This is a genomic window from Luteitalea sp. TBR-22, assembly GCF_016865485.1.
Lineage (GTDB): Bacteria > Acidobacteriota > Vicinamibacteria > Vicinamibacterales > Vicinamibacteraceae > Luteitalea.
Genome location: NZ_AP024452.1, coordinates 713,514 through 737,253 on the forward strand (window position 1 = coordinate 713,514; position 23,740 = coordinate 737,253).

15 protein-coding genes are annotated in these 23,740 nt (G+C 65.3%); 11 read left to right on the top strand and 4 right to left on the bottom strand.

Features of this window, described 5'->3' with window-relative positions:
* The first annotated feature begins 2 nt into the window (after window positions 1-2).
* From TBR22_RS02955 to TBR22_RS03005, 11 genes are all read left to right on the top strand, one after another.
* Complete coding sequence (locus TBR22_RS02955; protein WP_239491460.1) at window positions 3-1,823, top strand: phospholipase D family protein; 1,821 nt, start codon at window positions 3-5, stop codon at window positions 1,821-1,823.
* A complete protein-coding gene (locus tag TBR22_RS02960) occupies window positions 1,820-5,347 on the top strand; it encodes a helicase-related protein (protein ID WP_239491461.1) in 3,528 nt (1,175 codons plus the stop codon). Before TBR22_RS02955 ends, TBR22_RS02960 begins: the two co-directional genes overlap by 4 nt.
* Window positions 5,344-5,946: a hypothetical protein gene (locus TBR22_RS02965; protein ID WP_239491462.1), complete on the top strand. Its 603-nt coding sequence runs from the start codon at window positions 5,344-5,346 to the stop codon at window positions 5,944-5,946. The genes TBR22_RS02960 and TBR22_RS02965 overlap by 4 nt, the downstream gene beginning before the upstream one ends.
* Before the next feature lie 49 nt (window positions 5,947-5,995).
* The gene (gene rmuC / locus TBR22_RS02970; protein WP_239491463.1) at window positions 5,996-7,753 is read left to right on the top strand and encodes a DNA recombination protein RmuC; all 1,758 of its coding nucleotides are present in this window, start codon (window positions 5,996-5,998) and stop codon (window positions 7,751-7,753) included.
* Between the two features lie 238 nt (window positions 7,754-7,991).
* Entirely contained in the window at window positions 7,992-9,920 is a 1,929-nt protein-coding gene (locus TBR22_RS02975; RefSeq protein WP_239491464.1) for a vWA domain-containing protein, read from the top strand.
* A gap of 5 nt (window positions 9,921-9,925) precedes the next feature.
* Window positions 9,926-12,667 carry a tubulin-like doman-containing protein gene (locus TBR22_RS02980; RefSeq protein ID WP_239491465.1) on the top strand — a complete coding sequence of 914 codons (2,742 nt, stop codon included), beginning with the start codon at window positions 9,926-9,928 and terminating at the stop codon, window positions 12,665-12,667.
* 1 nt (window position 12,668) lies between these two features.
* Entirely contained in the window at window positions 12,669-14,177 is a 1,509-nt protein-coding gene (locus TBR22_RS02985) for a hypothetical protein (RefSeq protein WP_239491466.1), read from the top strand.
* Between the two features lie 9 nt (window positions 14,178-14,186).
* Complete coding sequence (locus TBR22_RS02990) at window positions 14,187-15,887, top strand: hypothetical protein (RefSeq protein ID WP_239491467.1); 1,701 nt, start codon at window positions 14,187-14,189, stop codon at window positions 15,885-15,887.
* Window positions 15,884-16,576 (top strand): OmpA family protein, encoded by a 693-nt coding sequence (locus TBR22_RS02995; protein ID WP_239491468.1) that lies wholly within the window; start codon window positions 15,884-15,886, stop codon window positions 16,574-16,576. The genes TBR22_RS02990 and TBR22_RS02995 overlap by 4 nt, the downstream gene beginning before the upstream one ends.
* Window positions 16,577-16,587: 11 nt before the next feature.
* Window positions 16,588-17,658 carry a hypothetical protein gene (locus TBR22_RS03000; protein WP_239491469.1) on the top strand — a complete coding sequence of 357 codons (1,071 nt, stop codon included), beginning with the start codon at window positions 16,588-16,590 and terminating at the stop codon, window positions 17,656-17,658.
* A complete protein-coding gene (locus tag TBR22_RS03005; RefSeq protein WP_239491470.1) occupies window positions 17,658-18,410 on the top strand; it encodes a DUF429 domain-containing protein in 753 nt (250 codons plus the stop codon). The genes TBR22_RS03000 and TBR22_RS03005 overlap by 1 nt, the downstream gene beginning before the upstream one ends.
* An 18-nt stretch (window positions 18,411-18,428) precedes the next feature.
* Here the strand turns inward: TBR22_RS03005 and TBR22_RS03010 are convergent, their stop codons facing one another.
* From TBR22_RS03010 to TBR22_RS03025, 4 genes are all read right to left on the bottom strand, one after another.
* The gene (locus tag TBR22_RS03010; protein WP_239491471.1) at window positions 18,429-19,637 is read right to left on the bottom strand and encodes a hypothetical protein; all 1,209 of its coding nucleotides are present in this window, start codon (window positions 19,635-19,637) and stop codon (window positions 18,429-18,431) included.
* Window positions 19,634-21,838, bottom strand: a complete 2,205-nt coding sequence (locus tag TBR22_RS03015; protein WP_239491472.1) for an AAA family ATPase — start codon at window positions 21,836-21,838, stop codon at window positions 19,634-19,636. The genes TBR22_RS03010 and TBR22_RS03015 overlap by 4 nt, the downstream gene beginning before the upstream one ends.
* 67 nt (window positions 21,839-21,905) lie before the next feature.
* Window positions 21,906-22,949: a PD-(D/E)XK nuclease family protein gene (locus TBR22_RS03020; RefSeq protein WP_239491473.1), complete on the bottom strand. Its 1,044-nt coding sequence runs from the start codon at window positions 22,947-22,949 to the stop codon at window positions 21,906-21,908.
* 5 nt (window positions 22,950-22,954) lie between these two features.
* Window positions 22,955-23,629 (bottom strand): VRR-NUC domain-containing protein, encoded by a 675-nt coding sequence (locus tag TBR22_RS03025; protein WP_239491474.1) that lies wholly within the window; start codon window positions 23,627-23,629, stop codon window positions 22,955-22,957.
* Between the last annotated feature and the right edge of the window lie 111 nt (window positions 23,630-23,740).

Below are 23,740 nucleotides of genomic sequence, written 5' to 3' on the forward strand. Positions count from 1 at the left end.
CCATGCTGACCGATCCCTACAACCGCTCGAAGCTGTTCGACGTTCTCAGACCTCCCCACGGCATGGAGCTTCAGATGGGGGTGGGTACCACCTACTCGCTCGATCTCCTCGCCTTGCTGCTGGCGCCAGTGGCCTTCAGCGCACTGGAACTGGAGAACCTGAAGAGTGTGTCGGCAGTCAGTTCACTGGAGGTCCTCCAGTCACTGCGGCGCTATGCGGGCCGGCTCACGGTCTTCTGCCAGTCGGGGCAGTTGATTCCGCCGAGGAAGGAATTCGCGCAGTTCGTCCACCTGGAGAGGGTGGTGGCAGAGTGCCGCGCGAACGAAGGCAGCTTTCACCCCAAGGTGTGGGTGCTGCGATTTGCGCAGGGCGACGACGTGATCTACCGATTCGCGTGCCTCACGCGCAACATGACCTTCGATCACAGCTGGGACACGGTGCTGACGCTCGAGGGATCGTTGATGAACCGGGTGAACGGCATCGGTCGCAATCGCCCCATTGGTGATTTCGTCGCAGCTCTTCCTGGTCTCTGTGTGGAGTCGCTCGATGAGGCCGCACGAGCACGCGTTGCGCAGATTGCCGACGAGGTGCGACGTGTCGAGTTCGAGTGTCCCCCGGGAGTCGACGACCTGCATTTCTGGCCGATGGGCATCGAGAGGGCGAGGAAGTGGCCGTTCCCGCCCCGTCCTCGCCGCGCGGCGGTGATCTCTCCATTCCTCACCCGGTCCGCCCTGGACAAGGTGTTCGACGGTTGCTCCCGCTCGGTGCTGGTGAGTACGGTGTCGGCCCTTGCCGAATGTGCCGAGGTGCCTGAGGGAGTCGAGCAGCTGTATACGCTCCGTGAAGGCGTCATCCCCGAGCCAGAAGAGCCAGGCGACGTCGCGCCCGAGTATGACGATCCGGCAGGACTTCACGCCAAGTGCTTCGTCTTCGAGGACTCCGACGGGGCGCATGTCTTCACGGGGTCAGCCAACGCGACGCACAGCGGGCTCCACAGGAACGTGGAGTTCCTCGTCCAGCTGAGTGGAACGAAGTCGCGCCTCGGCATCGATGCCCTCTTGGCACCAGAGCAGGGCGCCACTCGGCTCATCGACATCCTGCAGCCCTTCCACATGAAGCCAGGGCCGGCTGACCCTCACGACAAGGACCGTCGAGAGGCCGAGGAATGCGTGGACAAGGCACAGCGGGTGATCGCTGCCACCGAGCTCTGTCTGGCCTGCGCCCCGAGCCAGGACCATCCCGGCACCTTCGACCTGCGCGTGGCCTGCGGCGGCGAGCTCCGACTGCAGGAGGTAAGCGCGTGCTGCTGGCCGGTCACATTGCCTCCGGAGCGAGCATTGGCTGTGGGCGCCGGCACCCTGCCCACGTTCACGGGTGTGACCGTCCTTGGCGTCTCGCGCTTTCTGGCGTTCGAGGTCTCGGCGACCGTCGGCACCGAGACCTGCACCCGCAGGTTCGCACGGAAAGTCACGCTCGAGGGCGCACCGGAGGACCGCGAGCAACTCGCGCTACAGGCCGCATTGGGCGACATGGGGCAGTTCCTCCGATACCTGCACCTGCTCCTGACGCTCGGTCCGTCGGGTACGGGAATCGAGCCCGGCGACCAATCCTGGGGCCTTGGTGTCGGCGCCGCAACTGTCGCGCTACCGCCCCTCCTCGAGCAACTGCTCAAGGCCCTCGCTCGCGATCCGGCGAGGCTCGATGAGGTCGAGCGCACGGTGCGCGACCTTCGCAAGGCACCGGCCGCTTCCTCGGTCATTCCCCCGCATTTCGATCTCGTGTGGGAACCGGTGCGTGAAGCGCGTGAGGCACTGCGGTCATGACGTCTGTCCTCGCCCCTCCCTACGGACCGAAAGTACTGCGCTCCCTGCGCGACTTCCAGCGGAACACGGTCGAGTACGTGTTCTCGCGGTTGTACCTGGAGTCGCCTGGCGCGAAGCGCTTTCTGGTGGCCGACGAGGTCGGCCTCGGCAAGACCATGGTCGCCAAGGGCGTCGTCGCCAGGGCCATCGATCACCTGTGGAAGCGGGAAGACCGCATTGATGTCGTGTACATCTGCTCGAACGCGAGCATCGCGCGGCAGAACGTCAGCAGGCTCAACGTCACGGGCACCGATGACGCCGTCCTGCCGACTCGTGTCACGTTGCTGCCCGCGAGGATCAAGAGCCTGCAGCGGCAGCGCCTCAACTTCGTCTCCTTCACACCGGGCACCTCATTCAGCCCCGCGTCGTCGCTCGGGACCGCCGAGGAGCGCGCCCTTCTGTACTGGTTGCTGCCGCCCGAGTGGCGCCGCGAGGACCGTGCTGCGGTGACCCTGCTCGCGGGAAACGCCGGACGCGACCGGTTCGCTGAACGAGTAAAGGGGTTCGATCAGTCAACGATCGATGACACGCTGCGCATCGCTTTCCAGAAGAAGCTTGAAGGGGGCGCGGCCGATCCTCAGGCGCTTCTGCCGAGATTCCAGAGGCTGTGCGAGGAAATCGGTCGCGCGACGAACCTTTCGGATGACCAGCGGTCGGCCCGCAGCGAGCTGGTCGGTGAGTTCAGGGCGTCGCTGGCATCCACGTGCATCACCGCACTCGAGCCCGACCTCGTCATCCTCGACGAGTTCCAGCGATTCAAGGATCTGCTTGACGGGCAGGACGAAGCGAGCCGGCTTGCTCGCCACCTGTTCGACTACGAAAAGGCCCGGGTTCTCTTGCTGTCGGCCACGCCGTACAAGATGTACACGCTGCAGGACGACGGCTCCGGCGACGACCACTTCGCGGACTTCCTGAAGACCGTCGAGTTCCTGCAGGGCGCCGACAGTTCGACCGGCACCTTCAAGGAGCAACTGGCCGACTATCGTCGTGCGCTCCTTCAGCACGCAGGCGGCGACCTTTCGGAGCTGACCAGACGCAGCGAGGCCATCCAGCAGCAACTCCGCGCGGTGATGGTGCGAACGGAGCGGCTTGCCGTCACGCCATTGCGCGACGGCATGCTTCGGGAGGTACCGCCGCTGGCGATGCACTTGAAGGCAGCGGATGTGAAGGAGTACGTGGCAATCGACCGCGTGTCGCAGGCGCTCGACGCTGGCGATGCGTTGCACTACTGGAGCGCTGCGCCTTACCTCCTCAACTTCATGGAGTCGTACGTCCTGAAGAAGAGACTGGCCGAACGCATCGACGCAGCCGATGAGCGCCTCGTGTCGGCAGTGTCGGAGGCGCGCTCCACCCTGCTCTCCAGGGAGGACATCGAGCGATACGCTGAGCTCGACCCGGCCAACGCACGTGTGCGGAACCTCTTCGAGGATCTCGACGCGGCGGGTGCGTTCGAGGTGCCCTGGGTGCCTCCATCGATGGGCTACTACGCCCTCGAAGGTCCATTCGACGCAGTGAAGTCCGGCTTCACGAAGCGGCTCGTGTTCTCGGCCTGGCACGTCGTCCCGAAGGTCGTCGCGTGCCTCGCCAGTTACGAGGCTGAGCGTCGTCTCGTGCGGCCCGCCGCGGGTGGCGAGGTGACGTACAGGAGTGCGCGCGACAAGCATCGCGGGCGTCTCCGGTTCACGGTGCGGGACGACGGCGCGTCAGGAGCGTCGCGCTTCGCTGGCATGTCCGTGCTCGGCCTGATGTATCCGTCGCCCACCTTGGCCATCGAGTGCGACCCGCTACAGGCTGCCCGGGACAGCCGTCAGGGAGGGCCTGAGCTCCCCGTGCTGTCAGATGTTCTGGGACAGGTTCGCAGTGTGCTCGAGCCCCGGCTGGCGGCCTTGGCGCGGCCAGACAGCGGCGGTGCCGAAGACGAGCGGTGGTACTGGGCTGCGCCTATGCTGCTTGACCTGATCCAGCATTCCGAAACCACGCAGGCCTGGTTCGGGCAGCGTGACCTTCACGGCGAGTGGCGCGAGCCTACGCGGGCGGCAGCCAGCAGCAACGAGGCCGATAGCGAGGCCCAGGAGGGCTGGCGTCGGCACGTGGACCACGCGCGACAGTTGCTCCAGTCGCAGGATCTCGGTCGCCAGCCTGCTGATCTCCCAGATGTCGTGGCACGGCTGGCCATCGCCGGCCCAGGCACGATGGCGCTTCGGAGCCTTGCGAGGGTGACCGGGCAGTTGTCGCGAGCCGATTCTGTCGCGCTGAGGAACGCTGCAGGACGCATCGCCGATGCCATTGTCGGCCTGTTCAATCTTCCGGACGTCGAGGCCTTCGTCGACCGGGCGAGCGAGGCGCACCGGGTACGTACCGGTCAGGAACCTGGCCCTTACTGGCGTGAGGTGCTGGGCTTCTGCGCGGCGGGCGGGTTGCAGGCCGTTCTCGACGAGTACGCCCACATCCTCGTCGATGCACTCGGGCAGCAGGGCCACTCCATGGAGTCGGCCGCCCACGCGATCGCTGACGAAATGGGAAAGGCCCTCCGAGTGCGGACGGCTACTCTCAGCGCGGATGCCTTGTGGGTCGCCGATGATGGTCGTCCAGTGCTCGAGAGGGGTGCGCTCGCGTTCAGGTCGCGGTTTGCCGTGCGTTTTGGCGCCGGCCCCGCCGAGGGCACCGACGAGGGTACAGACAGGGACGACGCGGTAAGGCGCGCCTTCAACTCGCCGTTCTGGCCGTTCGTGCTTTGCTCGACGTCCGTGGGTCAGGAAGGGCTGGATTTCCACCAGTACTGCCACGCCGTCGTGCACTGGAACCTGCCTTCGAACCCGGTCGACCTCGAGCAGCGCGAGGGCCGTGTCCACCGCTACAAGAACCACGCAGTGCGCAGGAACCTCGCGAAGCAGCACGGTCACGCGCTGACTGCCGACGGGCATCCTGATCCCTGGCGACAGGCGTTCAAGGCAGCGGAGTCCGAGCGCGAGGAAAGCAAACCCGATCTGGTGCCGTACTGGGTGTACGCGCCACCGGGCGGCGTGGCCATCGAACGGCACGTACCAGTGCTGCCGCTGAGTGGGGATGCGGAGCGGCGCACGCGCCTGCAGAAGTCGCTGGCGCTCTACCGTCTCGCATTCGGGCAGAGCCGGCAGGAGGATCTTGTTCAGTACCTTGCGCAGCGCCTCGATGAACAAGCCATCGCTGACGTGACATCGCGACTGCGGCTCGACCTCGCGCCTCCCATCGCGGCGATGGCCGAGCCGCTGCCCGTCGATGACGGCGTGCTCGTGTCAACAGGCGTGGTACCTCGTGCCGGGCAGGCACTCAAGGCCCTCGGCGATGATGTCGACCGCTTGTCTGGGCTTCTCGATGCGTTCGCAATCGTCAGGGAAGCGGCCAGGCTTCGCGACAGTGTCGAGACGTTCCGTGAGCTTCTCGACAGGTTCCAGGCGGTGCGAGCCGGCACCGCGGCCAACACACAGGGAGTGGTTCAGGCATGACGACGTACTACACGGACACCGACAAGCTCCTCCTCGAGCGCTGGCAGGAGGTCAATGAGCTCATCGAAGCACGCGAGGAGCTGATCGATCGAATTGATGACGTCGTCGAGGTCGCTGGTCAATTGTTGGCGCGCTCCCTCGAGCCTCGCGGCTATGCCGTGGAGGCGAGCCCGAAGGACGTAGCCATCTATCTGCACCGATCCGCTTGGGCGGACCGCAAGAAGGGGACGCCAGTCTATTTCACGCTAGGTGGCTTTGCGCCTCTTGGCTACAGGAAGCACAGTGAAGCACACCCGTATCTGTGGTTGACCACCAGTGACCTTGAGGCGTTTCGACAGAAGGTGGACCAACGGATCGAGTTCAGCCGTTCCCTGCGCAAGGCCCTCGGAGCTGATGTCGCTAGGACATGGGAGCACCACCACTGCAATGACGCAGATGAGCCCCTCGGCCGCGTCTTGACCGACTACGACGATCGCGCGCGATGCGAACTGGTGTCGAGTCCGGAGAAGCTGCATGACTTCGCCATGAAGGAGTTCGATCACGCTTTCCAGATCGCCGATGTCGTGGAGCGTCAGTTGTTTGTACTTCTAGGCCGCTAGAGAATCGACCGCCCTTCCATACTCGACTCCGCACGCGAAGTTCCAGACCATGTCCTCGACTGCTCTCTTGTGGGTGCTCTTGCTCGTCAGCGCACTCTCGCTCGTTCTCTCGCTCGTTCATCTCCTGCGAGTCGGCCGCACATCACCGGGGGCATCTGCCGATGTGCGGGAGGAGTTCCGCATCTCTCGGGACGAGGCACGTGCCGCCGGTAGGGAGTTGCGTGAGGAGGTCAACGAAGCGATCCGAGGAGGCACGGAGCAGCTGGCTACCAGTGTCGACAGGCTGGGCGCCGGACAGAAGGCCCAGCTCGAAACCATGGCTACACAGGCCAGGGAGCTGACGCAAGCGACCCAAGTGGCCCTGGACCGAGTAGCCAGCATATTCGATGGTCGGCTGCGCGAGCTTCGGGATGGGAACGACCAGAAGATTCTGGAGATGCGCAAGGAGATCGGCCAGGCGCTGAACGTCAACGCGGAGGCGCTCACAACGACCGTGGACCGACTTCGCGCCGCGCAGCGGGAGCAGCTCGAACTGGTGGCCGCGCGCGTCAAGGAGCTGACCGAAGCCAGCCAGGGGGCGCTCCACGGCATCCGGGGCACGCTGGACGAGCGGGTTGGCAAGGTGCAGGAGTCGACCGAACGATCTCTTGCGGCGAGCCGCAGCGAGATCGCAGACGGACTCGCCAAGTCCGGAGCCGCCCTCATCGAGGCGATGAAGGCCGTGGGGTTGCAGCAGCAGCAACAGCTCGAGGCCATGACGACGCAGGTGCGCGCGCTGTCGGAGTCCAGCCAGCAGGCTCTGGATCGGTTGCACGCACGCCTCGACGCACGCGTGCAGGCGCTGCAAGAGTCAAACGACCGCAAGCTGGAGGAGATGCGCAACACCGTCGACGGCAAGTTGCAGGAGACGCTGGAGCGTCGGCTTGGAGAGTCCTTCAAGATCGTCAGTGAGCGCCTCGAGGCCGTGCACAAGGGCCTTGGCGAGATGCAGACCTTGGCGTCCGGCGTGGGAGACCTGAAGCGCGTACTCACGAATGTCAAGGCTCGCGGCACGTGGGCCGAGGTGCAGCTTGGTGGGCTGCTAGAGCAGGTGCTCTCGCCCGAACAGTTCTCACGCAATGTTGTGGTGGTCCCGGGACGCACTGAGCACGTCGAGTTTGCGATCCGGTTACCTGGGCGCGAGGAGAACGGTGGGAGCCCGGTATGGCTGCCAATCGACTCGAAGTTCCCGCAGGAGGACTACCTGCGTCTGCAGGATGCCGCCGATCGGGCTGATGCCGCGGCGACGCAAGCCGCCCTGGAGGCCCTTGGACGTGGCGTCAAGGTGGCGGCGCGTGAGATCGGGACGAAGTATGTGTCGCCGCCGCACACGACCGATTTCGCCATCATGTTTCTCGCCACGGAGGGTCTCTACGCAGAGGTGATCCGACAACCCGCACTCGTGGATGAGCTGATGCGCGAGTACCGCATCGTGGTTGCTGGACCCACGACTCTGACCGCGCTCCTCAATAGTCTTCGGATGGGGTTCCGCACGCTTGCCGTGCAGCGCAGGGCGTCGGAGGTCTGGAGTGTGCTCGGCGCCGTCAAGACGGAGTTCGGGAAGTTCGGTAGCGTCTTGTCCAAGGTCAAGCGGCAGCTGGAGACCGCGAGCCGGACGCTCGAGAAGACGGGAACCCGCACCCGCGCGTTGACCAACAAGCTGGAAGCGCTGGAGGCCTTACCGGAGCACGAAGCCGAAGCTCTGCTGAATCTCCCATCCGACATCGACGCAGGTGAAGCAGCCGAGGAGGACCTGACGCCCGTGTGACCCCGGACATACTTCTCCCATGCGGAGCCTTAGGTCCTGGCTCATCAATGGAGTCTTCGTCGCTGTCGATGGAAGATCGAAGGTGCGGCCGCGTACTCCTGTCTTGCTCGCTGACGAGTTTGGCGCCACAATGCCTCCCCCCGGGATGAGCTGAGTCCATGCGACAGCGTAACGGAGGCTCACAGGGCCGACACCTCCGGCCGGGCGAGGGCGTGTTGCCTGTCGGGTCTTTCTGACCATGAACCACGTGACTACTGGCGACAGGAAAAGTGGTACTGCCATGAAGGGAAGGCGGCTGACCGTCCAGCTCTGTGCTCTCTCCCTGAGCCTCGTCGCCATGTCGATGCAGGCCGAGGCCGCGTCCCCGAGACACTCGAGCCTTGTCGTACTGCTCGATCGCTCCGGAAGCATGCGCCAGGCCGACGGCGCTTGCGTCCGTGCTGATGCAGGCCAGCTGCTACTGGAGCAGGCGGTAGATGGAGACCGGCTGTCCGTTGCCGCCTTCGGCGACGCGATCCAGCCGCTCACGCCAGGTTTCGTCACAGTCGACCCATCGACTCGGCGCTCTCTGCTATCGGCCTTTCGGACCTGCGCTGCCACGGATGCGCGAACCGACATAGCGGCTGCGCTGGAGTACGCGCTCGAGACCGCGCAGCAGGTGCCTCAAGAGCAGCGGCGTACTTTTCCCGTCCACGTGCTCCTGCTCACGGACGGACGGCATGACCCTCCAGCGCCACGAGCCCAGCGTAGCGTCGACGATGTAGTCGGGCAGCTGCAGCGGGAGTCCGTTCAGGTGCACGTCCTGGCGCTTGGCAACGGCGTGGATCGTGCACTGCTGACACGAATTGCACGCGCGACCGGTGGCCAGATCGCCTATGCCCGTGAAGCGCGCGACCTGGTGGTGGGCTTCCTGAGCGTGGCGAGGCTGTTGGGGCGGCAGTGGCTGCTCTTCGACCGGCTGGTGTCGCCTGGCCGCGTCTCGGTACCCCTTCCAGCGTGGGCGACCGAGTATCAGGCCGTCTTCATTCCCCAATCGGGAGAGGCCACGCTGTCAGCCCCAGGGGCCGAGGCAGCGCGCCGGGCCGCCAACTATGCGTATCTAATCGGACCTGGCCATGCCGGCCCCGTGGAGATGCAGGTCGGGGGGGCAGGGCGTCTACTGGTCCAGGCGCCTGGTGACCTGGTGCTGAACGCCAGGATGCCTGCCGTCGCGCCGCGGGACGTGTTCTTCCCATGCGCGGTCCGCCTTGAGCCGACACGAGCCGGTGGACTTGGGACCCCTGCCTTTCTCGGGGGAGCCACCGTGTCGCTCCGGCTGGGCGCCGATACGTTCGCCCTGTACGACGATGGCAAACATGATGATGGCGGCGTGAGTGATGGCGCCTTTGGCGGACGGTGCAGATCTGCGGGGACCGGAGCGCTGTTCTGGTCCGCTACCCTGGCCGCCCCTGTGCTCGACCCACCATCCGCCTCCGGAAGCATCGAGGTGCTGGCGTCGCCCCTCAACGTCCGCGACCCCGGAATCTTCTCGGGATGGCTCGACGCCTCGCTTCATCGGACTCCGCGGGTGTGGTTTGACAACCCCACCGACGTGCAGGTCGACGGCCGGCTAGAAGCCGGTACCTGGCATCTGGATGTAGCCATGGCGCCGCGGTCCTCGCTGGAAGCGCGCTTGCCCTTCACTGGGGCGGCGTTCGCGACGCGGCGGGAGCCTGTCGTTCTCGTGCAGGAGGGGCGTACCGTACCGCTTGGCGGTGTGCGGGTGCGTCCGTCGTGGTTGGTACCGGCCGTGCTTGCGCTGGTCGGCGCCATGGTGGGCGTGCTCCTCCGTTGGCCGCAGAGCATTGCGGGAAGCACGTTGCTCGTTACCGGGACGCATCGCGATGGACCTGAACGTTCCTTCAGCGCGGTGGCTACCATCGACGAAGGAGGCGTACCGAGGTTCTCGGCCCAGGCACCACCTCCACCCTTCGACACTCCTGGCACCTTCCGAGCCGTGCCAGGCGCAAGGCAGCAGAAGACCGACTTCGTGCCCAGAGCCGGACAGGTGCCGATGTTTACGGCGTCCATCCGCGGGAGGGCTGGCATGTTCCGTCTCGGACGAAATGCCTCCTGGCGTATCAGCGCGGACGGCTTCTCGGTCACTTACACCTTCAACCGGAAATAGATACGATGGCGCCCGCAAGTCTGATCACGACACCCACGTTCATCATTGGCCTTGGTGGTATCGGGAACACTGTTGCTCGGCTTATCTATCAGCGGTACGCCTCGACCAACACGCGGGTGCCAGAAACAGTAAGAATTCGGTCCATCGACACGGCGCCTCAGCCGAGTGGCCTTGCACCCGAACTGCCGGAGTCGATGTTCACACGGCTCGGCGACTTCCAGGCCAATCAGGTCATCCAGCGACTCGATCTGTATGAGCCGGTGAAGCGCTGGTGGACCTACCCGCCGAACGCGTTCGCGCCAGGCTTCATCGATAACGGGGCCGGGGCGCGTCGCCCTGTAGGGCGGCTGATCTTCTTCCAGCAGTTCAGAAAGATCGTCGATGCGCTCCGAGAAGACTTCGACGGGCCCAAGAGCACCGCCGTGCAGCAAGCGATGCTCGACCGCGACCTTGGCGCCGTGAGGAACACGCCGCGTGTGTTCATCATCGGGTCGGTCGCCGGAGGAACCTGCTCTGGCACGTTCCTCGACATGGCCATGTTGGTCAGGCACCTACTGAGGGAGCGAGGCTATGAAGCGCAGGGGGCGACAGTCACCGGCATCTTCGCCCTGCCGTCAGTGGTGCACCTTGCGTCCGGCGATGCCACGTCGCTCCAGGCCCGCCAGCGGCAGGTCAACGCGTTCTCCGCGCTCACCGAGCTCGACTTCCTGATGCAAGGCGGACGCCCGGAGGGGGGGGAGCTGCAGTATCCGGATCCCGTCGGCCGGATCGAGATGCTGCAGCCGGTGCTGAATCAGGTGTACCTGGTGTCGGACCGCAAGATGGATGGCGTCTCCTTCTCGCGCCAGGAGGACGTCCTGCGTCGTGTCGCCCACTTCGTGTACGGGCAGGTCGCGTTGGGTATGGGGCAAAAGACGCTGGAGTTGCTCGACAACTACAAGCGGTACTTCGACCCTGCTGGTCGTGCCGTCGTCGACGGACTCCCGGCGGTGTACGGCTCGTTCGGTGTCGAGTGGCTCGAGGTGCCGCACGAGCAGTTGATCGCGCGCTGGTGCACGGACGTTGCCGCAGAGCTCGGCAAGCAGGTCGCCGATTTTTCCTTCGGCGATGAACGCCGGCAGAACCTGAACAACGTCGCCAGGGAGGCACTCACCGAAGGCTTCAGCGGCTATCTTCGGGCGCTGGATCTTCTCGATGCCACACCGCAGGACGTCCTGTCGCTCCCCGGAATGACAGATATGGTTCCCCTGCTTGCAGGCATCCAGGGGGCCGCGAACAAGGACGACCTGCAGCGCGCGATGCAGTCTTTCGAGACGCAGGTGCCATCGTTGTTCGCTGGACTGCGTAGCGCCGCTCGGCAACTGCCGGCAGGTGACGACGCGCAGCGATGGGTCCAGGCCACGGCAGCCCGTCTCGTGCGCGACAAGGCGTTTCGGCTCGGGGGCGCCAAGCGAGTCCTGCTGCGTCTGGCGGAGCGGCTCACTGAACTCAACGAGCCTGCCGCCAGTCTGGAATCCCTTGACGAGGTCCTGAAGCGCTGTGGTGGTGGCTGGCTGTTTGGCAAGCTCGATCCCTCGCCGGCTCTCGCCTGGGCGCATGACAAGCTCTTGCAGCAGGCCCGTGCCACCGCACGAGCCGAGTTCGGCGCCAAGGCGCTCGACCTGGCTGGCCGCCTCCGCAAGCAGGCGGACCTCCTCGAGGCGCTGCAGCCACTGCTGCGGCGGGCAGCCCAGGAGCTGGGCGAGCGCACGGCGGTGACGCCGGCTGCAGATGCATGGCTTCTGAGCGAGCAGGACATTCTGACGGCCATCGAAACGCACCGGGATGAGGTGGCGTCGGCCGTGGCGCAGGCAGCGACTGATGCGGTCGCTGATCGCCTCGCACAGCCCGGAGCTGTGGGGGACTCCCAAGTGTCACAGCAGCAGATCGCGGAGGTCTTTTCCACGGCCGCTCTCAATGCACTCGAGCGCGAGGCCGTCCAGCGGACGCGTCGTCCCAAAGACACCGTCCAACGGATTGTCAAGCGCCTCGAGGCTTGTGAGCCGATGGCGCAAGTGCTGGGCGACGGTAACCGTCTCCTCGACGTGATGTCGCGCGACATGGTGGCCACGCCACTGAAGATGGTCCTCACCGAGATGCAGGGCGAGGAACGCCAGGAGATCGAGCGGTGGGCTGAACGCGAGCGGCAGCTGGCAGGAGGTGATGCAGCCTTCCAGGTCGTGCCCTCTGGCGATGCGCTGAGGGATGATGCGTTGAACCTGTCACTCGGCTGGCCGCTCTGTCTGTTCCAGGAAGTGCTCGAGTGCGAGCGCATCACGTCCATCAGTGAGCGGGTAGACGTGGAGAGTTCGCGGCTGCTGGGCGAGTTCAAGGACGCTCGCCGGCACACCGTCACGCCGATGCCAGCGGAGCGCGCACAGCGGGCCTTCGCCTATGCGGTAGTCCTGGGCCTTGCGAAGCTCGTGCGCAGCGACCGAATCATCCTTTCGCATGAACTGTGCGGAATCGAGATGGAGGAGTCGAGCGTCGATCGAGCGGCGCGGGAATTCAAGCGACGGGGGATGAATCGCACTGTCGAGACGATCCTGCGAGAACGGGAGCGGGACGGCGCGGCTTTCAAGGCCGATGCGCGGCAGCGTATCGAAGCCTTGCGCTTGCGTCTCGAGGGGTTCCCCGCCGACCTGAGGAGTGCCGCCGACCAGGCCATTGTGCTCGTGGAACGCGACCTCCAGCAGCTGGCCGACTAGCATGCCGCTCTTGAGTCTCAGGCCGGCGCTGGTCTGGACGCTGGATTCGGCCGCCGATGGCTCCATCCAGCGCTGGTTGTCCGGCCTCGATTCTGGGCGACGGGCACTGGTGCGCGTCGTCCGAGACGAGGCACAGGCCAGAGCGGCCCTGCGTGAGTTCGCCGATGTGGCGTTCGCGAGCTGCTTGCCGCAGCATGGCTTCCAGTTCGACACGACTCACGGCGTGCGCGTCCGGACGATGCTTGTCGCGTCCGCGATGGGTGACGATGCATTCAGGGAGTGGGCCGGGCTCGAAGATCAGGTGCTGGCCCTGGAACCAGAGGTTCTGGAGCTGGAGCGCATTCGGCTGCTCTTAGTGCCCCAGTGGACGCATATACCTGAGGCGCAACGCCGGGTGACCCTCGACGGGATGCGTGCAGGCGCGTGGCTGACATCTGGCCGCCTGGATAGTCGTCAAATGCTCTCTGCGGACAACTTCCAGCAGAATGTCGCCCTTGCGTTGAATGGATTGCTCTTCGCTCAGGTGACGCCTGGCACTGGCTTCTCCGTATGGGATGCCATCCCTTCAGGGAGCGTGCGGTTGCTCGGCGTACCGACCGATGACCCAGAGCGCGTGATGTCGGCCCTCGAGGAAGCGCTCTGGCAATTCCTAATTCGTGAGCTGTCGGCGGGGCATTTGGGCACTATCCGCCCACCGGCCAACGCGCGCGATGGGTTCGTGGCCATGGCCTCCAGGTTCGCCGGCGGGGCACTGTCAGCGGCCGCGGTCGTATCCCGTGTGGTCGGCAGGGATGGCCTGGGCGCGTGGTCCCTTCCCGCCCTCCTGGCAGAAGGTGCAGGCACGACAGCCGCGGTAATGTCTGCTCTGGCCAGGCCCGCCAGGCAGGCGCCGGTGATCCGAGCACCGGAGCCGGAGACGCTGATCGACAGGATCCTTGCGTGGTTCGGCTACCACCGGGCTCGGAATGAGCCGGAAGTCGAGAGGCCGGCGGCCTCCGACGAGGAATTGGCATTCGTTCGGGCCAGGATCGGTGACGCACACGCGCTCCTCGAGTTCTTCGCCAAGCAGGTGACCGGGGGAGAGATTCGCGTCAGCGCGTCCCGTGAGCTCCTGGAACGATGGTCGGAGGAACTGGTCTCGGCCGTGAGGGCGCAGCTTGCACGGATCGGGGATGAACAGACCGGAGCTCGGCGACTGGGCAACGACATCAAGGCGGACCTGTTACGTTCGATTCGGGCCGTCGTGCTCCAGAAGCTCTTCGACGAACCCACACCGATCGACATCCACGACGGCCCCTTGCAGCGTTCGGTTTCCAACCTGCGCACTGGTGGCCACTTCTTGTTCACCGCGGCGCTTGCCTCCGGTGAACACCCCGAACCCGCGGCAGTTGCGACGTCCTTGCGTGCGCCCCTGAGCGACAGGGTGAAGGTGTACGCCTATCCCGCGACCGTCGGCGCGATCATGTTCGCCGGCTCACGCCCCTGCAGGCCCGAGGAACTGGGCTGGTAAGTCTTCGCAATGCCATCGCTCTCAATCATAAGCATCTTCATCTTCGTCGGCGTCCTGCTAATCAGTGTGGTCGTGTGGCACGTCCGCACGGCCCTGAGTTTGCATGTCCCGACAGCCACGGAGTGGGCCGGGATCTCTGAGCGGATCACCAGCCTAAGCAAGGACGTCGTCGACGTTTCAGACTACTCCGAGAACGCGCGGCGTGCGTTGGACCTCGTGCTGACGAACGAGCCCGGCTACGGGAGGTTGGCTGCCATCCCTCAAGCGATGGAGCTGCTGATCGAACCCGTGGAAGCAGCCGCGCGACTCCTTCGGACCGCTTCGAGCCAGGTCGTGATGATCGGGCTTCTCGGAACCGTCCTCATCTTCGCGATCACGTTCCAGAGCGCAGACGTCAGCGACCCAGCTGCACTGCTCACGCACCTCAAGTTCATCTACTGGGTCAATGCCGTTGGACTCTTTGTGTCTGTCCTTCTTCTGCTTGCGTCCATGCGCGCTCGCGCCGCTGGAGAGCATGCCGTACGGATTGCTGGCAAGGCACTACACCTCCTGCAGGACAGCGGCTCTTCGAACCTCGCACCGGAGTTGGTCAAGGCTCTCGAGGTGTCGGCCTCACAGTTCCAGCAGTTTTCGCAGCAGTTATTCAACGATCAGTTCGCCAAGATTCAGACGCTCCTTGGGAGCGTTCAGGGAGTCGGCACGAGCCTGCATGCATTGGTCGATCAGGTGGTGGTGAAGGCCGCCGACGAACGAACGGCGTTCGAGGCCACCTCACGCCAGCACGTTGTGGCAATTGAGGCATTGACCCAGCGGCTCGATCAGGGCTTCCAGCTCCTGGCCACACCTTTCCTTGAGGGCATCCCAGCGATGCACGGCTTGACGCAAGCAGCACAGGCCCTGCAGAAGTCCTCTGACGATGTCATGAAGGCGAACGTGGCGCAGGCGGTGGCGCAGCTCAAGGTGGCGACGCAGGGGCTGAATCGCATTCTGGAGGGCCTTCCTCAGCAGGTTGCGCAGGCTACGAGCGAAGCGAATGCCGCCGTTCGCGAGTCCACGGTCAATGCCGTCCAGGCGGCGCTGGAGAACGCCATCACGCCTCTATCTGGCCGGATAGAGGAGTCTGGTAATCAGCTCACGACACATCTCCGCGGGTTGCTCACGTCCTGGGCGAAGTTCATGGACGAGCAAAGAAGGGCCCGTCTCGCTGGTGACGAGCAGATGACTCAGTCCTTGTCTAAGATATCCGGGGCTCTTCGCACAGACATGGCGAACGTGGCATCCGTCCTCGAGACGCTCAACGAAAGCGCCCGTCTGTTGCCCGGTGCCGTCAGACACCAGATGGACGCTGGCGCCCAGCGTATCGAGCAACACCTTGCCGGGCTCGCCGGGGGAATTGGCAACGTGGGAAAGGACTTGTCCGCGTTGCCGACCGCTGTTGCCGGCGAAGTGCAGCGGTCAACTGGCGCGGTCGCGCGAGAGCTCGCAGACGTGAGCGCGACGCTCCGCCAACTGGACGAGCACGTGCGACAGATACCTGGCGCGCTGGCGCCCCGGGCAGACGAGCTCACGGTCGCCATGAATCGCCTACTGGGCGCCTTCCACGAAGCGCTTGGACGTGGTGCGACGATGAATGAGCCGCTTCCTACGGGTGAGGCTCCGCAGGCGGATGTGGATACGCGGCCAGAGCCTATAGCGCCGGTGGTGTCATGACGGTGCGCATTCGCCGTAGGGACGAGGAAGATCACGAGAACCCTGGCTGGCCGGGACTTGTGGACCTCTTTGCATTCGGCATGGTCATCATGCTCGTCCTGTGGGTGGCCGCAAGCAAGAAGTCGGTCCGGCACCAGGCAGAGGCCGCTGCCGCCAGGCAGGCCGCCTCTGAACAGGACGCGCAGCTGCAACGCGAGGTGAAGCGGGTACAGGAGCTTCGTCGCGCCTTGACTGGGCAAAACGCCGTGATCAGGGACGGTGGAGACCAACTGTCATTCGAGGTCAGCGGCTTCGATGGCGACGAGGTGTATTTCGAGCCAGCTGCCTACACCTTGCCCCAATCCGATCGCTCAGTCATTGCGGCGCTCGGTGCGAAGGTCGCAGAGAAGCTCAAGGAGTACCAGGGCTTTGTGGTCCTTGTGAACGGCACGGCCGATCCCGTGCCCCTTGCGCGTGAACTTCCGCCCCGCAACAACGTGGAGCTATCCGCATTGCGAGCTGCGGGTGTTTCCGAACTGCTCCTCGCGTCTGGTATCGAGCCCTGTCGTCTGCAGGTCGTAGGTCTTGGCTCGAAGGAAGTGAGCGCCGAGGGCATGACAGCCCAGGATCTGCGTCGCCTACGCCGCGTGTATCTTACGTTGCGGGCTATCCCCAAGGACGCCGGGGGCCGCTACGGGGACTGCCGTTGATTGAACGATCCATGCGAGAGGCTGCTGCGCAGTGTCGGCAGAGCATCGAAGTACGGAACGCAGCGCTCGCGGAGCTTCGCGCTTCCTTCCACCGGCTGAAGCATCTTGCGGGGGACCGCACCGGGAGTTTGCTGGAGCACGGCGAGTTCATGCTGCGAGTGCTCGAAGGCAATGCGCGGCTCCTAAGTGACTCTCGCAAGGTCGACAGCTTGCTTGCCGTATGCCGGGATCACAGCAGGTCCTCAGGACTCCTCAACGCCCTTGTCAACGCCGTTACGGTGCAGTGCACACGAGACATCGAAACCGGGGCTGCGCTGACCAATGCACTGGATGGTGCGACTCAGGCACTGCAACAGATCGAGAGAGGCAGTGGTGAGCTGGACGACGGGTGGAACCACCGGCTGCTTGAGCTTGCGCTCAGTGTTCCTGACACCGCACTGAAACTGCTCAGCGTGGTGCGAGGCAACGCTCAGCTGCGTGACAAAGCCACAGCGCTACTCAAGAGCGCCTTGGCATCGAGAGTGCGAACGCTACAGGGATGGTGTGACGGTACTCTCAGCGAGCATCAGGAGACACCGCGGTTCCGGGAGCAGGCTCTCGCCTTCGAGCGAGAGCTGGTCGAGCTCACATCGGAATGGACGATGAGTACCGCGGTTGCACGGCATGCGGAGATGGATACCCTGATGGGCCGTACGCTCAGGATTGCCGGCGCACTCACCCTGAATCTCAGTTGGGAAGTGACCCACGACGCCTTCGGCAGGGAGGCGAGCCGCTTGGGCGATCCTGCCAGTTACGGAGTCAGTAGAGCCAGAACGCGGCAGGCCGCGAAGGGGCTGAAGCAGTTCAGAGAGCTGGGAGGCAAGGCGGAGGGTCTGATGCGTCGCCAGGACACGTCGGATATCGAGGCGTTCTGGAAACTGACCGCGAGGCGACTTCTCGCGCTGGGTGCCGAGCCGATGGCAGACACGCCACAGGAACCAAAGCATGAGAAGCCTGAGGAGCAGGAATCTCCGGATCACAGCGAGCCCCGCACGCGCTCAAGCGGCGACGATGCAGATGGCAACTGCGCCGAGGAACGGTGATGGGCGGGCCTACACGAATCGTCGGTATCGACTGCGCGACCCAGCCAAACAACATCGGCGTGTGCCTGGCTGCCTACGCCTCGCCGATATTGTCGGTCGAGCAGGTGTTCACCTGCACCTCGCGCAAGGTGATGCTCGAGAGAATCGCAGCCTTCCTCAGCGATGGCGGTCCAGCGGTCATTGCGCTCGATGCGCCACTGGGCTGGCCAGTGGCCTTGAGTCGCGAGCTCCCTCAGCACCAGGCGGGAGAGTCGGTTGGCTCTCCCGCCGGCATCATGTTCAGCCGCGCGACCGACAGATACGTCAAGTGTGTGCTTGACAAGACGCCGCTCGAGGTCGGGGCCAACCTCATTGCAAGGACCGCGCTGGCCGCGTTGGCCGACCTCAATGCCATCAGGGAAGCGCTTGGGCTGCCTGTGCCGCTCGCCTGGCAGCCTGGACCGGTGACGGCAGTGGTCGCCATCGAGGTGTATCCAGGCGCAACCGAGCGGGCCTATCAGGTGGCCGAGCGCAGCTGGGCCGTGACAGGCAGAGTCAACCAGGAGCTGCCCACAGACAACTTGCACAGGCGCGACGCGGTACTCTGCGCCATCGCGGCGTCTGACTTTCTCGAGGCGCGCGTATGCAGACCACCTGCCGAGGACCGGGATGTCGTCAGACAGGAGGGATGGATCTGGTTTCCGGACATTCAGAGGGTCCGGGCCGAGTTCCCGGCCACCATGCCCTTCAGTGCCCGCACCTCGAGTCAGTGAGCGAAAGCGCCTTCTCGTCTACAGCCCGGCTGCTGCGTGAGCCCGCGCGGCTTGCCGCCGCACTCGCTCGGCCCCGAGAATCGTGTCCAGCACCTGCGGGATATCGTCAGCGGATGAGAACACCCACATGTCCTCGTTCGGCGGCGTCGCATCGAGCACGTGCCTGACGGCGTCTGCAGGCGAGGCGGGACCCTCGGACTCCCTGACGATGCCCCACAGCAGGTACCGCTCTCCGGAGCCCCGCGGGCGCGCGTTCCGGTACGTACGCAACTGAGCAACCGTGGCGTCGTACTCCTGCGTGCCGCTCTTGGCTTCCACGATGACGCCATTGAAGCCGCCGATCGGTGAGTCGAAGTCCACGACCAGGTCGATGAACCGTGGCACGCGCACGCCGAAGGCCCGGACTGCCTCCGACAGTCCTCCGGCATAGTCAGCGGTGCCCAGAACACGATCGCGCTCCAGTGGTTCCTGGTATCGGCAGGTGAGATGGTCGAATCTCGCGGTGTTCGACGATGACGAGACGTCGAGCCAGCGGATGGCCGTGGGACGCGGCACGAAGTGGCGCGCGATCCGGACCAGGCAAAGGAGTTCGAACAGCTTCGCGGGATCCGATGGCAAGGGGATCCGGTCAAGTTCTTCGTCCTCGAAGTACGGCCTGAGCGACTCGGCGACGACGCCTCGCAGCAAGGGCCACCGCGATCGACGCGTGATGAGCGCCCACTTGCGCAGCCGCTCCACCGGCCGCGGGGCTGCGAGTCCCACCCGGGTGTCCATGCCGTCGAAGGACAGGCCGAATGCCTGCGCGTGCTGCGCACACTCGGACTGGATCCACGCGAACCACCCGGCGAGCGCGGCCCGCTCCGCCTCGTCGAGCCCCGCGGCGGACCCACGAACCACATAGTCTGCATCCCTGCCGCCCCCGCGCCGCAGGAGCGTCATCGGCCAATCGACCTCGCCGTCTGGCCGTTCACTCAGGCGACGGCGAGGATTGAAGGTGGCCTCGAGCTGCTCCACCAGCCGGCGCACTCGGCCGAAGTGCGGAGCAAGGGGACCGCCCAGCGCCGCGTAGTGCTTGCCTTCGAGCACCCACCACCGGCGGATGGCATCCGTCATGGCACCCTCGAGCCTGGCCTGGCGCACGGCATGCACGCCTGCGCTCTTCGAGGGGCGCCCGAGCAGGTATGCGCGGATCTCGTCGGCCCACGCGAGCGGTCCGCCGACTGTCATGCCTTGGCCGTGAATGCCTTGAGCGCCTCTCGCCACCGTGGTGCGCGACCAAGCGTAGTCAGCGACGAGGCCAGGAAATCCCGCGCCTGCTCCGAATAGGGCGCATCGAGCACGGGCGCCTGCAGGCGCCCATCCACCCAGGAGCGCAACAGCTCGAAATAGGCGACGCCGAAGTGCAAGCGATCGCCCAGATCGTCGGACGTGAGGAGGTGGTGCTCACGCGCGACCTCGAGGAACGCGTCGACGGCCTCGACCGCAGCTTGCTGCCTGGGACCGTTCACTGCACCGGGCTCCGTGATTCCAAGGAATGACAGCACGTCTTCGCGGGTGCCCCCCTGCATCTCGATGCGCTGGAAGCGGCGCGCAAGGCCTTCGCTGATCGGGAAGACGATGTCGTCGAGATTGCTGTCGTTCACCGTGGCGATTACGCGGAAACGCGGGTTGCCGACGATGCGACTCACGCCCGGAAGGCCGGCCGGTACGACCTGCGTGACGCTGCCACTCAGAAGGGGGTAGAGGTCGCCGATACACCGATCCAGATCGGCGCGGTTCATTTCATCGAGGACGATTGCGCCGCTCCTGAGTCTCCACGTGTCTCCGTCCGTGCTGTTCGGATCGATGAACACGCCGCCGTGAACCTTGAAGGCATCCTTGCCGTCGGGGACGAGTCCACCCACTGTGTGGAACGGTGACCAGGCCGAGTTGCCCACGGTGGTGAGTGGCGCCTCGGAGATCGGAATGGACGCCGGCAATTCGGACAGGTTCCTGTCCCAGGCGTATCCGACGAACTGCGCAAGCGTCGTCTTGCCCGTTCCTGGTGCTCCCGCGAGCAGCACGTGCAGCCCCGCGCGAAGATAGGCCAGGGCGCGCTCCCCCATGGGCCGAAGGGTGTCTGGCAACGAGAGCACTCGACCCTCGGCCGTCGGCGCTGGCGGCGTGACAGAGCCGCCGCCCTTGGTCCCGTTCTCCCTCCCGTTCACAACCACGACGACGTCCTTGCCCGTGTAGAGCTTGGCATCGAGCAGCAAGTGCAGCGCACTCGCCGCGGCGTCGACGTCCGGTATGGAAGTCAGGGCCTCATGTGCGTACCGTGCCAGCTCCTCTGTCAACGACACGTCCAGCAGTGCCGAGGTCTGAGCAGCATGCGTCTTCCGGACGCGTGGAGATTCGACCGACTCCAGTTGCACACGCGTGTGCAGGGGCGCATCGAGCCAGTGCCGGAGGCGGGCTGCAAGGTCCGGCACGGCGCCGGGATGTTCCGCCAACCATGTGGCGGTGCTCGTGCCCACCCGTGCGGTGAGTTCGTAGGCGTCGACGTTCGCAGGAATCGCGAACCAGGTTCGATAGACCTCGGCCAGATTGTTGTAGAAGGGGGCGCGATGCAGGTTCAGGAAACCATACACTTCCACGACAGCCGCGTACGTCGCCCTGTCCTGCGGCGCCTCGTCGGCGTCGTCGCGCGCGATCGTCTCGAATCCGGTCTCGACGGGCGTCTGCCCCTTGGCCCACTGAAGCGCCTTGTCCAGGAGGAGATCGCTCTTGGTGTTCTGCAGTACCGGAGCAAACGCCTGGGCACCCGCCCTCCTGTATGCGTTGCTCATCGTCCACAGGTTGGCGAACGCAAAGAAGTAGGCCTGACGTGCCCGCAGCGCAGCCTCGTCGGCTGCGTCCAGATACCCGAGCCAGGGCAACCTGCGGGCGAAGCCAGGCTCCCATCCTTCGTTCTCCGGCAGCGACCTGAGGAATGCCGCCACATCCTCGGCAGCTGTCGGCGCCAGCTTGGGCCATGTGTCCCTGAGCGCCTCCCAGGCAGGAGAGGCGGGCAACGTCTCGACGTGCTGCGCCAGCGTCTCGCACAGCGAGCCCAGGCCTCCCGCGAGTTCGTAGCGGATACCCCGGAAGGTCACGAGGCCGTCGCGGCGCGCGCGGTCCGCGTGCTGCAGCAGGTCGATCGCGAGGCGGCGCAGTTGGACCGCCGGGGCGAAGCGTCCCGTCCAGTTCTGCGCAAGGTAGGCCACGACGAACCGGCGTTCGGGTCGGCGCCAGTAGTCGAAGCGAGGGTCGAACGGCACTCGGTACCGCTCGGCCATCCTGAGGCCTCCGCGAATACATCGCAGGACGCCAACGTTGTGCGCCACGGCCTCACGAGAGGCAGCGTTGTTGTCGTAGGCCTCGATCAGCTTGCCGTAATCGAAATTCAACGCGTAAGTCTCCGACGGAACCTTCCCGAGCGCCCGGTAAGCGCGTTCGCGAACCAGACGACCGGCACTACTCGGTGTCTGACACTGGCCGCTTCTCCCGTACCGGCAGGCCGACGGAAGCGAGATGATCCCCCAGCGCGGCCACCAGGCGCTCGGTCTCCGTGACCAGCAGATTCGACAGGGCGGCAGCATCCCCTTCGACCGACCTTGAAGTGCCAAGCCATCCGCCGCCGACCGGCGTCAGCTCCATACCGGGGCCGAGCGACAAGCTGCCCTTGGCCAGCGGTTCCTTCCACCACTGCTTGAGGGCCGACCGTGCCTTCAGTGCGCCGAGCGGCTTGACCTTCGTGTGCAGTCGCAACGTGGTCCAACGACCGGACGCATCAGGCGCATCGATCACTGGAGCGCCAGGGGCCTCGCTGCACGTGAACTGCAGCCAGACATTGGCCGTCACGTTCATGCCGGTCAAGACGAGCGCTTCCTTGTCCTTCGCACTCCACCGCATCACGCCCGTCGTGCCGCGCGTACGCAGGCCGACGGCGGCGGCATCGGTAATCTTCCGCAGTTCGAGCCGCGAGCCAACGGCCGGATACGCCGCCGACGCGGCCTTCTCGATCGCGCGCCTGATAGCATCGAGTCCATCGCGCACCCACTTCTCGCCGTCGTCGGCGGGATACTCGATCAGGTCGGCCCACGAGGCCCCGATGACCCGGTCCGTGAGGCTCCGCGCCCGCATATCCGCGCAGGACTTCACACCGTCTACCTCTCGGCTGCCGACGCCGCCAGGCGCCAGCATCACGACGGTGATGCGGCTGTCCGGTGAGCGCTTGACCTCGCCGTTGTAATACCCCAGCAGTTGGCCAGTCCTGACCGCGCCCGAGTCGACCTTGTTCTCGATGAGGATCACGTGCCCCGCTGCGCGCAAGGTCAGATCCACGCGGGCATCCTCCACGCTGATCGCCCATTCACGCGACGCGCTGTCATCGGGAGCCTCGATCTGGTCGAGGAAATGCGTCCTGAATCCGGTGGAACCCTCGAGGGCCATGGCGAGGAACGCTGACGCGGCCTCCTCCCTCGACATCTTGCCTGTGAAGAAGTGATCGAAGTTCATGTGTTCTATGTAGTACCGCGCCGGGAGCCTGCGGCGCCCGCTGCTGCTGGCTGTACTGTCGTGTGGTTCGCTCCGCGCTGCCTTGCGGTGACCGGCGCGGGCTTGCGTGGTGTTTCGAGCCTGACGATGCCGGCGGTCAGTTTCAGGGCGCGCAGCATTTCCAGCTCCGCCACCTGGTCGGGCCTGACCGTCTCGTCGTGTCGCTTCACCTCGACGAACCGGAAGTCGAGCGCCCTGCCGTTCCTGACGCGATACAGCAACAGGTCCGTCACGCCGTAGCGAATGTCACCGGCATGGGCGGCGAGGATGCCGTTGAGGCGCTTGCTTCGCCCCAGGAACTTCAGCAACTCGCGCAGGGCTTCAGCCGGCACCGACCCGAGGTACTGCCCATGCCTCTTCGCCGTGGCACGCGCCTCCGCCATCACGTCGTCGACCCGCTCGACGGTTGCTCTTGCAAGGTCGGGCTCGATCCCGAGCGTCGCCCGAACGAGACGCCACAGCGACGGCGGGAGCCTGCACCCATGGTGGGTCGATCCATCAGTAGCTTTGAGAGCACGCCAGCGGCAAAGAACTACATTCTCGGGAATGGGCGCGGTGCCATTGGCGCCTGCTTGTGCCGGACGCCGAGAGATGCCGATACGGATTTCGAGGGGACGAGTCTGGGCCGGAGTCAGGGGCATGGGGGCAACTGTCGTGCTGCCGCGGGAGTGTTGCATCAGTCGGGAGCACGCGCAACGAGGAGGCGCTGTCAGATCCCCTCTTGGGGGGCGTCCCACTGCCGAACTGTCCAC

Excerpts from the sequence above, each read along its gene's own strand:
- TBR22_RS03020 (WP_239491473.1), bottom strand. The coding sequence starts at position 22,949 with ATGAACTTCGATCACTTCTTCACAGGCAAGATGTCGAGGGAGGAGGCC.
- TBR22_RS02965 (WP_239491462.1), top strand. The coding sequence starts at position 5,344 with ATGACGACGTACTACACGGACACCGACAAGCTCCTCCTCGAGCGCTGG.
- TBR22_RS03000 (WP_239491469.1), top strand. The coding sequence starts at position 16,588 with ATGCGAGAGGCTGCTGCGCAGTGTCGGCAGAGCATCGAAGTACGGAAC.
- TBR22_RS02990 (WP_239491467.1), top strand. The coding sequence starts at position 14,187 with ATGCCATCGCTCTCAATCATAAGCATCTTCATCTTCGTCGGCGTCCTG.
- TBR22_RS02980 (WP_239491465.1), top strand. The coding sequence starts at position 9,926 with ATGGCGCCCGCAAGTCTGATCACGACACCCACGTTCATCATTGGCCTT.
- TBR22_RS03010 (WP_239491471.1), bottom strand. The coding sequence starts at position 19,637 with ATGACAGTCGGCGGACCGCTCGCGTGGGCCGACGAGATCCGCGCATAC.
- TBR22_RS03025 (WP_239491474.1), bottom strand. The coding sequence starts at position 23,629 with ATGCCCCTGACTCCGGCCCAGACTCGTCCCCTCGAAATCCGTATCGGC.
- TBR22_RS02985 (WP_239491466.1), top strand. The coding sequence starts at position 12,669 with ATGCCGCTCTTGAGTCTCAGGCCGGCGCTGGTCTGGACGCTGGATTCG.
- TBR22_RS02995 (WP_239491468.1), top strand. The coding sequence starts at position 15,884 with ATGACGGTGCGCATTCGCCGTAGGGACGAGGAAGATCACGAGAACCCT.
- TBR22_RS02975 (WP_239491464.1), top strand. The coding sequence starts at position 7,992 with ATGAACCACGTGACTACTGGCGACAGGAAAAGTGGTACTGCCATGAAG.
- rmuC (WP_239491463.1), top strand. The coding sequence starts at position 5,996 with ATGTCCTCGACTGCTCTCTTGTGGGTGCTCTTGCTCGTCAGCGCACTC.
- TBR22_RS02955 (WP_239491460.1), top strand. The coding sequence starts at position 3 with ATGCTGACCGATCCCTACAACCGCTCGAAGCTGTTCGACGTTCTCAGA.
- TBR22_RS02960 (WP_239491461.1), top strand. The coding sequence starts at position 1,820 with ATGACGTCTGTCCTCGCCCCTCCCTACGGACCGAAAGTACTGCGCTCC.
- TBR22_RS03005 (WP_239491470.1), top strand. The coding sequence starts at position 17,658 with ATGGGCGGGCCTACACGAATCGTCGGTATCGACTGCGCGACCCAGCCA.